Source organism: Arthrobacter sp. TJ-270 (genome assembly GCF_058269075.1).
On the sequence record NZ_JBZCNB010000002.1, the window covers coordinates 160,908 to 172,911 of the forward strand.

The following is a 12,004-nucleotide window of genomic DNA, read 5'->3' on the forward strand; positions in this document are numbered from 1 at the left end:
GCCCCGGGGGAAGATCAGCCCTTCGGGCGACGCGTTCGGGACCCGCCGCACCCTAACCTTGTAAAAAGCTTGGATCAGGGGAGCAACAGGGGTATACCCCATGGACCCCTTTGATTCGCTGCTGGCATGGTTGAAGTGGTCACTGACCCACCTGAGACGGCGGCATTCGGGAGCCGATCCGTACAATCCAAGGAGCGCAGGTAGTGGACGCCATCAATGCTGTCACGAATGGACTGAGTGAGTTCATCCTCAGTACCGCCGAACAGCCGTGGGTCTACCTGCTGGTGTTCATCTGCTGCACCGTAGACGGATTCTTTCCGCCCTTCCCGAGCGAGTCAGTGGTGGTGGGTCTCGCCTCGCTGGTGATCACCCAGGGAGTGCCCAACGTTTGGCTGCTGATGCTCGTCTCTGCCCTCGGAGCCTTCATCGGCGACAACGTGGCCTACGCGATGGGCCGCGGTGTGGGCACCCAGCGATTCCGGTGGATGCGCCGCCCGCGCTCGCAGAAGGCTTTCGAGTGGGCCGGGTACGAGCTGGAGAAACGGGCGGCGTCCCTGATCCTGGTTGCGCGTTTTGTCCCGTTCGGGCGGGTTGCAGTCAACCTCACCGCCGGCGCAACCGGATATTCACAACGGCGGTTCCTCGCGCTGACCTGCATCTCGGCAATAGCCTGGGGCAGCTACTCCGTGGGCATCGGTGCCCTTGCCGGAGCCTGGTTCGCGGACAATCACCTGCTCGGTGTCACCGTCGCGATCACAGTGGCCGTGATCCTCGGGTTCATCGTGGACCGCGTCATCAGCGCCGTCCGGGGATCGACCCCAACGCGGCCGCGGCCGGAGCCGCTGCAACCACAGGTCGTGAAACTGGACAGCGTTGTGGAACCTGCAGGGGAGCCTCTGGCCTCGCGTAGTCTTGGCCTGTGACTGAACCAATGACTTCCCTTGCCACCGATATCTCCTTCGACATTCGCGCCCTGCCGAAAGTGTCGCTGCACGATCACCTCGACGGTGGCCTGCGGCCCGCGACGATCATTGAGCTCGCCGAAGCGGTTGGCCACCAGCTTCCCTCGACGGACCCGGTTGCGCTCGGTCAGTGGTTCCGCGACTCGGCCGATTCCGGTTCCCTGGTGCGCTACCTGGAAACGTTCGACCACACCATTGCGGTCATGCAGACCCGAGAAGGGCTTTCCCGCGTTGCGCAGGAGTTCGTGGAGGATCTTGCCGACGACGGCGTGGTCTACGGCGAGGTGCGCTGGGCACCTGAGCAACACCTGACCAGGGGATTGTCCCTCGACGAGGCGGTCGAGGCAGTCCAGGATGGTCTCGACGCGGGCGTAGAGGCCGTCGCAGTACGCGGAGGCACCATCCAGGTGGGTCAGCTCATCACGGCCATGAGGCACGCTGACCGCGGCCAGGAAATCGCCGAACTGGCTGTCCGCCACCGCGACCGCGGCGCAGTCGGTTTCGACATCGCAGGCGCCGAGGACGGCTTCCCGCCCGCCCGGTTCGCCGACGCATTCACCTACCTCGCCCAGCACCAGTTCCCGGCGACCGTCCACGCGGGCGAGGCTGCCGGCGTCGAGAGCATCGTGGACGCCCTCGTGAATGGGCGGGCACAGCGGCTGGGCCACGGCGTGCGCATCGCCGAGGACATCACCGTGGAGTTCGATGACGACGGCGGCTCCGACTCCCCGGTCGGAATGGCCAGCCTCGGCCAGGTGGCCGCCTGGGTCCGTGACCGCGGGATTCCTCTGGAGGTCTGCCCGTCGTCGAACCTGCAGACCGGAGCGATCGAGGCGTTCGGTAAGGACATCGCCAGCCACCCGATCGACCTGCTCTACCAGCTCGGCTTCAACGTCACAGTCAACACGGACAACCGGCTGATGAGCGGCGTAACGCTCACCGACGAATTCGAGCTTCTCGTTGAGACTTTCGACTACGATCTCGATGATCTCCTTGAGCTCACCCTCAACGCCGTGGAGGCTGCGTTCCTGCCCCTCGACAGCCGCACCGCGCTCGCCGAGCTCATTGCGCAGGGGTACGACGGCACCGGCGGAGCATGACCGGAAGAGCGCAGCACGCAGGAGCTTCTCTCGAGCGGCTGCTTGAGGTGATCCGCCAGTTGCGTGAGCATTGCCCCTGGATGGGCGCGCTGACGCATGAGTCGCTCGCCGAGTACCTCGTCGAAGAGTGCTACGAACTCCTCGATGCTTTGGAGGAGCCGGCAGGGGCCGACGAACTGCGCTCCGAACTGGGCGACGTACTCCTGCAGGTGGTGCTTCACGCACGCCTGCAGGAGGAACACGGTTTCTTTGGGATGGCCGAGGTCGTTGACGGTCTCACCGACAAGATGATCCGGCGCAATGCCCACGTCTTCACTGCCGACGGCGGACTGCGGGAGGTGTTTCCGGCGTCCGTCGAGGAGATTGAGGCGGCATGGCACAGCGTCAAGCGGCGGGAACAGCCGTCGGATTCGACGCCGTTCGCCAGCATCCCGCAGGGTCTTCCGGCGCTCGCTCAGGCCGCGAAAACGCTCAAGCGGGCAAAACGCGACGGAGCAGTCCGACGGGAGGCTGCCGGCGTCGTACGTACCGGTGAGGCGCGCCCGGCATCGGAGGAAGAGCTCGGTGAGGTGCTGCTCGCCGTCGTCGGACAGGCTGTCGACGCCGGACTGGATCCGGAGCGGGCGCTCCGCGTTGCAGTGCGCAAGTACCAGGATGCACATCTGGCGCACCCCGGTGGGGGCGTCCCCGCCGAGACGACGGTCGACGCTCCTCACGGCATTCCGGAAGGAAAGAGTGCCGTCACGGACGGTCATTGAGCGCCGCTTTGAATTAGGCTGAGTATGAATCCCCGCGTAGACGCATCAGCCCGTCCGGGCTGAGCACGTTTTCCGCTGTCCGTATGCAGAACCTGCATACACCCTTGATGAACAGGAGCATTCCATGGCAATTATTGATGCCATCCACGCACGTGAAATCCTTGACTCCCGCGGCAACCCCACGGTTGAGGTCGAGGTACTGCTCGACGACGACACCTTCGGCCGCGCCGCCGTCCCCTCCGGTGCGTCCACCGGCGCCTTCGAAGCGAACGAACGCCGCGACGGCGACAAGGACCGTTACCTCGGCAAAGGCGTCCTCCAGGCTGTTGAAGCCGTTATCGAGCAGATCCAGCCCGGACTGCTCGGCTTCGATGCCGGCGACCAGCGCGCCATTGACCAGGCCATGATCGACCTGGACGGTACCGAGAACAAGTCCAACCTGGGGGCGAACGCCATGCTCGGCGTTTCCCTGGCGATCGCCCGCGCAGCGGCCGAGTCTTCCGCGCTGCCGCTCTACCGTTACCTGGGTGGACCCAACGCGCACGTTCTGCCCGTTCCGCTGATGAACATCCTGAACGGCGGATCGCACGCCGATTCCGACGTCGACATCCAGGAATTCATGATCGTTCCCCTGGGCGCGGAGTCCTACTCCGAGGGCCTGCGCTGGGGCGTTGAGGTCTACCACGAGCTCAAGAAGGTCCTGAACGAAAAGGGCCTCGCAACGGGCCTCGGCGATGAGGGCGGCTTCGCCCCCAACCTGCCCTCCAACCGGGATGCACTCGACCTCATCACTACCGCCATCGAGCGCGCCGGTTACACCCCCGGCACCGACATCGCGTTCGCGCTCGACGTTGCCGCCTCCGAGTTCTACAAGGACGGCGCCTACCACTTCGAGGGCAAGGCACTCGATTCCGCGGCCATGCGTGCCTACTACGAAGAGCTCGTACGCGACTACCCGCTGGTCTCCATCGAGGATCCGCTGGACGAGGAAGACTGGGACGGCTGGAAGGCACTCACCGACTCCCTCGGTGACAAGGTCCAGCTCGTCGGCGATGACCTCTTCGTCACCAACCCGGTCCGTCTCGAGCGCGGCATCAAGGCGGACACGGCCAACTCGCTCCTCGTGAAGGTGAACCAGATCGGTACGCTCACGGAAACGCTCGACGCCATCTCGCTGGCCCAGCGCTCCGGCTACACCACGATCACCTCTCACCGCTCCGGTGAGACGGAAGACACCACAATCGCGGACATCTGCGTGGCAACGAACGCCGGCCAGATCAAGACGGGTGCACCCGCGCGTTCCGAGCGTGTTGCCAAGTACAACCAGCTGCTGCGCATCGAGGAGGAACTGGACGACGCCGCACGTTACGCCGGTCGTTCCGCCTTCCCGCGTTTCACTGCCTGATCGCCGGGCTAGGGCGTTACCCTCGTTAAGCAGGTAACCGCCGGCCGTGGGCTTTCGCCCGGACCGGCGGCCTAACGAAGCTTGAGCGAGGAGTCCGATGTCCACCCGACGCCCTAGCGTTCCGCGCACAACACGAGCGCGTACGGACGGGCAGAGGCAGCCGACACCGCCGCTGAAGCGCCCTGGTACCCAGGGTGCTTCAGCGCGTCCGACGCCCTCCAGCGCAAGCCACAAGACGGAAAAGCAGGACGCTCCCCGGACGCAGTCCTCCGCGGCAACTCCGCCACGGAAGAAAACGTCCCCGTCCGAGGCCCGGGCAGCGGAACGCTCCCAGTTGGCCGGAGCCATCCGAACCGCGAGCTCTCCGTTCCGTCGGTCATCGGAGCGCTTCATCGTTCCGGCGGAAGACGCAGAGCCGATCCCCGCCAAGGCCTTCTCCGGGCGGTTGCTGGCACTTGCCGTCGTGCTCGTCACCATCACGGTGCTGCTGGCGCCGTCCATCCGCACTTACCTGCAGCAGCAGGCGGAGACCGCTGCCCTGCAGGACCGCATAATCGCACTGCAGCAGGAGCAGGACGCCCTGGAAACGCAGATCGCCCGGTGGGAAGATCCCGCCTACATCAAGCAGCAGGCGCGGGACCGGCTCTTTCTGGTGATGCCCGGCGAAACCCGGTACCTGGTCAAGGGTGGAACAGCCGTCGAGACCTCCGAAGACCAGCAGTCAGCCGCTTCTCCGGAGGACCTGCCGTGGGCAGATGCGCTCTGGGAATCAGTGGAGCGCGCTGCCACCGACTAACCTTGGTTCCCGGGAAGTTTTCGCCGCCTATCTGCTGCTATAGCCCGGTTTTGACAACAGATAGGCGACAAAAACTCGAAAAGGAAGGACCACAGTGACGGAAGGCAATCCGCTTGCACCCACACCAGCTGATCTGGAGACGCTCAGCCGGCAGTTGGGGCGCCCGGTTCGCGACGTCGTCGAAATCGGCGCCCGGTGTGTCTGCGGCAATCCGCTGGTGGCAACCACAGCCCCGCGGCTCAGCAACGGCATCCCCTTTCCCACTACCTACTACCTGACGCACCCGGTCATCACCGCTGCGGTTTCCCGCCTCGAAGCCGGCGGGACCATGACTGACATGACGGAGCGGCTTGAGCGCGACGCCGATCTTGCCGCCCGCTATCGCCGGGCGCACGAGGCGTATCTGCGTGTGCGCTTGGAGATCGGGGAACGCAGCGGCATCGGTCCGGTGCCGGAGATCGACGGCGTGTCCGCAGGCGGGATGCCTACCCGGGTGAAATGCCTCCATGTTCTGGTGGGCCATTCCCTCGCAGCGGGTCCCGGAGTGAACCCGCTGGGCGATGAGGCGCTGTCGGACATCTCGGAGTGGTGGACGGCAGACGAGTGCCGCTGCGAAGGCGCGTGGGACGTCAGCGGGAACGCGCCGAACCGCGACCTCAGCCGCCATGTGAAGACCCAGGGACTCAGCTCCGAAGAACTGGACAAAAAACGTGCCGAACGCCGAACGGGCGAAGGGAAGGCCTGACATGCGTACTGCAGCCATCGATTGCGGAACGAACTCCATCCGTCTGCTGATCGCGGATGTCGAGGACGGGGCCGGTCTCACCGACGTCGTCCGCCTGATGCGCGTGGTGCGCCTCGGCGAAGGCGTGGACGCGACCGGCAGGCTCTCCGACGCGGCGCTCGAGCGGACGTTCGGGGCCGTGGATGAATACGCGGCGCTGATCAGGGAGCACAGCGCCGAGCGCATCCGCTTCGTGGCGACCTCGGCCACACGGGACGCGAGCAACCGTGAAGTCTTTGTCTCCGGCGTGCGGGATCGTCTGGGGATTGAACCGGAGGTCGTCAGCGGCAGCGAGGAAGCGGAACTGTCGTTCTCGGGAGCCGTCAGCGTCCTGGCCGGGGAAAGCGACGCTCCCGTGCTCGTGGTGGATCTTGGAGGCGGAAGCACGGAGTTCGTCGTGGGTACCGGCAACCAGGTCATCGCTGGGCGGAGCCTGGACATGGGGTGTGTGCGTTTCACCGAGCGGTTCCTTCTCTCTGACCCGCCAACGGAGGAGGAAGTCGCCGCTGCCGAGGAAGAGATCGGCAGGATGATTGAGAAGGCGGACGCCGAGGTGAACCTTGCCTCTGTGCACGGCATCATCGGTGTGGCGGGCAGCATCACCACCGTTACGGCACACGCGCTGAAGCTTCCCGAGTACCAGTCCGAGCGTATCCACGGCTCTGAGCTCAGTGTTGAAGAGATCGACGGCGCCGCCACCTCGCTGCTGCACCTGCCGCGTTCCGAACGCAAGGCCCTGCCCTACATGCACCCCGGACGCGTGGATGTCATCGGCGCGGGCGCCCTGATCTGGCGCACTATCGTCCGGCGGGTCGCGGAGGCCACTGAAGGACGCGTGAGCAGTGCGGTCGCAAGCGAACACGACATTCTCGACGGCATTGCCCTCAGCGCCGCCTCCCGGAAGTGACGCAATGACAGTTTCCTCCGTGCATCACCGCGCTCTCGTCCCCAGGTCCGTCGCCGCCCTCGTAGCGGTGTCGCTGGGGCTTGCAACCGCCGTCGTCGGTCCGGCTGACAGTGCCGGCGCGCACGGCGCGGAGATCCGGGACAGTCAATACTGGCTTGAGGAATTCGGCGTCACCGAAGCGTGGAAAGACACCAAAGGTGCAGGTGTGACGGTCGCGGTGATCGACAGCGGCGTCGACGGAAGCCACCCCGACCTGGGAGGAGTGGTTACGGGTGGCACGGATGTCTCCGGTGCCGGTGCGCCCAACGGGCAGCGTGGGATCGGTGAGGTGCCCGAACACGGCACGCTCGTGGCCAGCCTGCTTGCCGGCCGCGGACATGAAGCAGAGGAACCGGTTGAGAGCCCGTCCGCTTCTCCCTCCGCTGCAGCCTCGCCGACCAAGTCCGCCTCGCCGGAGAAGTCCATGGTTGAGGCTTCCAGGGAAGCGGAAGAAGCAGCGGAGGCCGCTGTTCAGGCCGCGGGACGCGGACCGGACGGCGTCGTCGGCGTTGCCCCTGAAGCTGAGCTGCTCGCGGTCTCGCTCTGGATCGGCGGCGAGTCCAGCGGCCCCAACCCGGCCGGAGTGAGCATCGACGAGCAAATCCCCAACGCGGTTCGCTGGGCCGTGGACAACGGTGCCTCAGTGATCAACATGTCGCTGGGCAGCACGTCGCCCACCTGGCCGGAAAGCTGGGACGAGGCGTTCCTCTATGCGGAACAGCACGACGTCGTTATCGTCGCCGCTGCCGGCAACCGCGCCGGAGGATCAGTGCAGGTCGGCGCGCCGGCCACCATGCCCGGTGTTCTCGCGGTGGGCGGCCTCGACACCACGGGAGTGGCGAGCCGCGAGTCCTCCTCCGAGGGCATCAGCATCGGCATTGCGGCACCGGCCGAGAACCTCGTCGGCGATCTGCCGGGCGGACTCTACGCAAGCAAGTGGTCAGGAACCTCGGGCGCTGCGCCACTGGTCTCCGGGGTCGCAGCGCTCATCCGCGCCAAGTACCCGGAGCTGACGGCCGCACAGGTGATCAACCGGATCATCATGACGGCGCACGACGCCGGGATACCGGGCAAGGACACCATCTACGGCCACGGAATACTCGACGCCGATGCCGCGGTCAACGCGGAACTGGCCGTACCGGAGGAGCGTCTCCTGGGCGCCGGGGGGGTGGTGAGCATGGCGCAGTACATCGAGACGTACCGACGTGGTGAGGTGCCTCCGCCTCCGCCGCCGGAACCTGCCCCCGCCGAGGAGCCGCTACCCGATATCCCCGAGCCCACCGTGCCGGCAGCGCAGGAGCGGGCCGCGACCGCCAGTTCGCTGCCTGCCGTCATCGTGGTCGGATTCGGGGTGCTGATCCTCTTCATCCTGCTTGGCGGGACGTATCAGGTGATCCGCGTTTACCGGGACGGCCGTGCGGCAAACGGTCACGGCCCTCACCCGTCGGACGGGACGGGAAGGGACGGCTCCACAGGTGCGGATCCTGCCTCGCCAGACTCGCACAGTACTGGATCGGCAACCTCCGACCCGCGCTAGTGAAGATTTTCACAAAGTCCGGTACGCTGGCCTTATGGCTCTAACCTCCAAGTTTTCTGATCGTCCCCGGATCCTTGTTGTCGGCGGCGGCTACGTTGGTCTCTACGTAGCCCACAAGCTGCAGAAGAAGGTGAAGGATCATGGCGGCATCGTCACGCTCGTGGATCCTTTGCCTTACATGACCTACCAGCCCTTCCTCCCCGAGGTGGCCGGTGGAAACATCGAGGCGCGTCACGCTGTCGTCTCCCATCGCATGCACCTGACGGACACCGAGCTCATCACGGGCAAGGTGACCGGCGTGAACCATTCCTCTCGCACGGCAACCGTTGAACCTTCCGACGGCAGCGCGCCGTTCGAGCTCACCTACCGCGACATCGTCATCGCGGCCGGCGCTATCACCCGCACGTTCCCCATCGAGGGACTCGCGGAGGAGGGTATCGGCCTCAAGACCATTGAGGAAGCCGTCGCACTGCGCAACCAGTTGCTGGAGCGCATCGAAACCGGTTCGCTGATGGAGCCTGGCCCCGAGCGCGACCGCGCACTCACCTTCGTCGTCGTCGGCGGCGGTTTCGCCGGTATCGAGGCGCTCGCCGAGATGGAAGACTTGGCACGTGCTGCCGTCAAGAAGAACCCCCGCCTCAAGCGTTCCGACATCCGCTTCGTACTCGTGGAGGCCATGGGCCGTATCATGCCCGAGGTCACTGAAGAGCAGGCAGTGTGGGTTGTGGAGCACCTGCGTGCACGCGGCGTGCAGGTCATGCTGAACACCTCGCTCGCCAGCGCCAAGGACGGCAAGCTCAAGCTCATCAACATGCCGGACAAGTCCGCGGCCGATGAGTTCGAGACCGACACCCTCGTATGGACCGCCGGCGTGCAGGCCAACCCCGTGGTCCGCAACACCGACTTCCCGATCGACGAGCGCGGCCGTGTCCGCGCCAGCGCTGAACTGCGTATCACCGGCGACGACGGCCCGCTGGACGGCGCCTGGACCGCCGGCGACGTCTCTGCCGTGCCTGACCTCTCCGGTGGCGGTGTGGGGGGCTTCTGCGTCCCGAACGCACAGCACGCAGTACGCCAGGCCAAGCTTCTCGCCGATAACATTTACGCCGAACGGTACGGTGTGGGCCGCGTCCGCGAGTACAAGCACAAGAACCTGGGTGCGGTTGCCGGGTTCGGCCAGTACAAGGGCGTCGCGAACATCATGGGCTTCGGTATGCGCGGCCTGCCCGCGTGGCTCGCACACCGCGGCTACCACGGCATGGCAATGCCTATGTTCGAGCGCAAGGCGCGCGTCGTGGGCAACTGGCTCATCAGCTTCGTCTTCGGACGTGACACCACGCAGCTGATGGACCTGCAGACCCCGCGTCGCCAGTTCCGTGAGGCTGCTACCCCTCCACCGAAGAAGCAGGTAGCCCCGTCCCTCGACGCGGATCGTTCCGAGGACACCGAGAAGATCAACGCAAAGGCCTAGCATCTGCCCAGGCCCTCGAACAGCTACGGCGGCACCCCGAAGGGTGCCGCCGTCGCTGGTTTAAGCGGCTATAGTTCTGGATCGTGATCAACGTCCTCGGCAAGACAGTCGACGACCAGACTCGTTGTGTGCACTACCAAACCGAGCTCGACGTCGTCGCCATCCGGTTCAAGTGCTGCGGCGAGTTCTACCCGTGCCACCTCTGTCATGAGGAAGCGGCCGACCATGAGGCGTCCGTGTGGCCACTGGGGGAGCAGGGTACGCATGCGATTCTCTGCGGCGTCTGCGGTGGAACCATGACGATCCTGAACTACCTTGACGCCGACTGCTGCTCCTCGTGCGGGGCGCCCTTCAACCCGGGCTGCCGGCTCCATAAGCACCTGTACTTCGGGACGAACTGAATCCCTTCTGCAGCGGTGCCCCAGGTGGGACTCGAACCCACACTGTGAAGATTTTAAGTCTCCTGCCTCTGCCATTGGGCTACTGGGGCGTAACTTCTGACGCGGCCGACGGGCGGGTGCTCCGCCTGAGCGTCCCATCAAGAATACGCGAACCCCACGCACGCCGAACCGATCTGGGCCAGGCCCGGAGATAACCGTGTGATCAGCGTTACAAGGATGTAACCAGATTTGCTTATCTTAGACACGTTTTTGCACTAGCTTTTTCGTATATCAGGAACACCTGGTGATCGCATCAAAGGCTGACCGAGCCTTTCGATCGAGGAGATAAATTTCATGACAGCAACACGTACCTCCGCGCGGCTCAGCATCGGGGAGAATGCTCCGCGCGCAGCGAAGATTGCCGCCCTCAGCCTGGGTGTCGCACTCTTCGCATCTGCCTGCGGTGGCAATCCCACACCCGAAGGAGAAGGCGGCGAAACAACTTCGGCAGCGGCAGCGTCGGGACTGACCTGTCCGGAGAGTCAGGGTGGCGAAGCCCCCGAGCCCGGTGAGAAGGGCGACCCGAGCGCAGTACCCGAGGCGGAAACCACATCCGAAGAACCGCTTGTAATCGGATCCCTCCTGCCCACCACGGGCGCTCTGGCGTTCCTCGGTCCCCCTGAAATCGCGGGCGTCAACCTGGCAGTCCAGGAAATCAACGAGGCCGGCGGCGTGCTGGGCCAGGACGTTGAAATCATCCACCGCGACTCGGGCGACACAACCACTGACATCGCTACCCAGTCCGTCACCGACCTCCTGTCCCAGGACGTGAGCGCGATTATTGGTGCGGCGTCGTCGGGCGTATCGCAGACCGTGATTAACCAGATCACCGGTGCAGCCGTTATCCAGATGTCGCCGGCCAACACGTCACCGGACTTCACCGACTGGGACGACGACGGTCTGTACTGGCGTACCGCGCCCTCCGATGTACTGCAGGGTCGAGTGCTCGGCAACTACATCATGGCTTGTGGCGCACAGACCGTGGGCATGATCGTGCTTAACGACGCGTACGGTACCGGGCTCCAGTCCAGCATCAAGGAAGCCGTCGAGGGCGCTGGCGGCCAGGTTGTGGCCGAGGAGCTCTTCAACGAGGGCGACTCGCAGTTCAGCAGCCAGGTGGACGCGCTCGTCGCAGCAGACCCTGATGCCTACGTGGTCATCAGTTTCGACCAGGCCAACAGCATCATCCCGCTGATGACCGGTCAGGGCGTTGACCCGTCCGCCATGTTCTTCGTTGACGGCAACACCGCCGACTACAGCGCGGACCTGGATCCAGGCACCCTTGAAGGCGCGCAGGGCACTCAGCCCGGTTCCTTCGCCGGCGATCAGTTCAAGGAAGACCTCGCCGAGATCGACGACAGCCTGAACGTCTGGAACTACGCGGGTGAAAGCTACGACGCCGTCAACCTCATCGCCCTGGCTGCAGACAAAGCCGGCAGTGTTGAGGGACCCGCAATCGCTGAGGAACTCGAGGCAGTTTCCAAGGAAGGCACAGAGTGCTTCGACTACGCGGGCTGTGTCACCCTGCAGCGCAACGGTGAAGATATCGATTACCAGGGCATTTCCGGCCCGATCACCTTCGATGAGAACGGTGACCCGACCGAGGCCTTCATCGGCATCTACGAGTTCGACGAGAACAATGTCCCGCAGCCTTACCGCTCCGAGTCAGGACAGCTCTAGGAACTTCAGCACCATCTGAGTCACCCGCACAGCCAGAGGAGCCCCTCCCAGCCGGGAGGGGCTCCTCTGTCCGGGGAACGTCGTCGTCGTTGTGCAGGGCCCTGGACACGGTAGAGGCCCTCTCC

The 12,004-nt window shown here is 65.0% G+C and carries 11 protein-coding genes and 1 tRNA gene; 11 read left to right on the plus strand and 1 reads right to left on the minus strand.

Annotation, left to right across the window (positions count from 1 at the left end):
* The first annotated feature begins 203 nt into the window (after positions 1-203).
* The 10 genes from AC4D2M_RS05465 to AC4D2M_RS05510 all read left to right on the plus strand — a co-directional run bounded on the left by AC4D2M_RS05465 (position 204) and on the right by AC4D2M_RS05510 (position 10,160).
* Positions 204-923 carry a DedA family protein gene (locus AC4D2M_RS05465; RefSeq protein ID WP_490890603.1) on the plus strand — a complete coding sequence of 240 codons (720 nt, stop codon included), beginning with the start codon at positions 204-206 and terminating at the stop codon, positions 921-923.
* Positions 920-2,062, plus strand: coding sequence for an adenosine deaminase (locus AC4D2M_RS05470; protein WP_490890604.1), 1,143 nt, complete (start codon positions 920-922; stop codon positions 2,060-2,062). The genes AC4D2M_RS05465 and AC4D2M_RS05470 overlap by 4 nt, the downstream gene beginning before the upstream one ends.
* The gene (locus AC4D2M_RS05475) at positions 2,059-2,820 is read left to right on the plus strand and encodes a MazG nucleotide pyrophosphohydrolase domain-containing protein (protein ID WP_490890605.1); all 762 of its coding nucleotides are present in this window, start codon (positions 2,059-2,061) and stop codon (positions 2,818-2,820) included. The genes AC4D2M_RS05470 and AC4D2M_RS05475 overlap by 4 nt, the downstream gene beginning before the upstream one ends.
* A 124-nt stretch (positions 2,821-2,944) precedes the next feature.
* Positions 2,945-4,225 carry a phosphopyruvate hydratase gene (gene eno / locus AC4D2M_RS05480; RefSeq protein WP_490890606.1) on the plus strand — a complete coding sequence of 427 codons (1,281 nt, stop codon included), beginning with the start codon at positions 2,945-2,947 and terminating at the stop codon, positions 4,223-4,225.
* Between the two features lie 97 nt (positions 4,226-4,322).
* Positions 4,323-5,021, plus strand: coding sequence for an FtsB family cell division protein (locus AC4D2M_RS05485; RefSeq protein WP_490890607.1), 699 nt, complete (start codon positions 4,323-4,325; stop codon positions 5,019-5,021).
* A gap of 94 nt (positions 5,022-5,115) precedes the next feature.
* Positions 5,116-5,766, plus strand: coding sequence for a DUF501 domain-containing protein (locus AC4D2M_RS05490; RefSeq protein ID WP_490890608.1), 651 nt, complete (start codon positions 5,116-5,118; stop codon positions 5,764-5,766).
* Between the two features lies 1 nt (position 5,767).
* Positions 5,768-6,712, plus strand: a complete 945-nt coding sequence (locus tag AC4D2M_RS05495) for a Ppx/GppA phosphatase family protein (protein ID WP_490890609.1) — start codon at positions 5,768-5,770, stop codon at positions 6,710-6,712.
* Between the two features lie 4 nt (positions 6,713-6,716).
* The gene (locus AC4D2M_RS05500; protein WP_490890610.1) at positions 6,717-8,288 is read left to right on the plus strand and encodes a S8 family serine peptidase; all 1,572 of its coding nucleotides are present in this window, start codon (positions 6,717-6,719) and stop codon (positions 8,286-8,288) included.
* Positions 8,289-8,322: 34 nt separating this feature from the next.
* The gene (locus AC4D2M_RS05505) at positions 8,323-9,759 is read left to right on the plus strand and encodes an NAD(P)/FAD-dependent oxidoreductase (protein ID WP_490890611.1); all 1,437 of its coding nucleotides are present in this window, start codon (positions 8,323-8,325) and stop codon (positions 9,757-9,759) included.
* An 83-nt stretch (positions 9,760-9,842) separates the two neighbouring features.
* Positions 9,843-10,160: a CHY zinc finger protein gene (locus AC4D2M_RS05510; RefSeq protein WP_490890612.1), complete on the plus strand. Its 318-nt coding sequence runs from the start codon at positions 9,843-9,845 to the stop codon at positions 10,158-10,160.
* A 16-nt stretch (positions 10,161-10,176) separates the two neighbouring features.
* On the opposite strand, the gene AC4D2M_RS05515 is transcribed toward AC4D2M_RS05510, so the two are convergent.
* Positions 10,177-10,249, minus strand: a tRNA-Leu gene (locus tag AC4D2M_RS05515).
* Positions 10,250-10,493: 244 nt separating this feature from the next.
* Here AC4D2M_RS05515 and AC4D2M_RS05520 point away from each other — a divergent pair.
* Positions 10,494-11,879 (plus strand): ABC transporter substrate-binding protein, encoded by a 1,386-nt coding sequence (locus tag AC4D2M_RS05520; protein WP_490890613.1) that lies wholly within the window; start codon positions 10,494-10,496, stop codon positions 11,877-11,879.
* The last annotated feature ends 125 nt before the right edge of the window (positions 11,880-12,004 follow it).

Coding starts and splice junctions, on each gene's coding strand:
- AC4D2M_RS05495 (WP_490890609.1), top strand. CDS start 5,768: ATGCGTACTGCAGCCATCGATTGCGGAACGAACTCCATCCGTCTGCTG.
- AC4D2M_RS05505 (WP_490890611.1), top strand. CDS start 8,323: ATGGCTCTAACCTCCAAGTTTTCTGATCGTCCCCGGATCCTTGTTGTC.
- AC4D2M_RS05520 (WP_490890613.1), top strand. CDS start 10,494: ATGACAGCAACACGTACCTCCGCGCGGCTCAGCATCGGGGAGAATGCT.
- eno (WP_490890606.1), top strand. CDS start 2,945: ATGGCAATTATTGATGCCATCCACGCACGTGAAATCCTTGACTCCCGC.
- AC4D2M_RS05500 (WP_490890610.1), top strand. CDS start 6,717: ATGACAGTTTCCTCCGTGCATCACCGCGCTCTCGTCCCCAGGTCCGTC.
- AC4D2M_RS05475 (WP_490890605.1), top strand. CDS start 2,059: ATGACCGGAAGAGCGCAGCACGCAGGAGCTTCTCTCGAGCGGCTGCTT.
- AC4D2M_RS05485 (WP_490890607.1), top strand. CDS start 4,323: ATGTCCACCCGACGCCCTAGCGTTCCGCGCACAACACGAGCGCGTACG.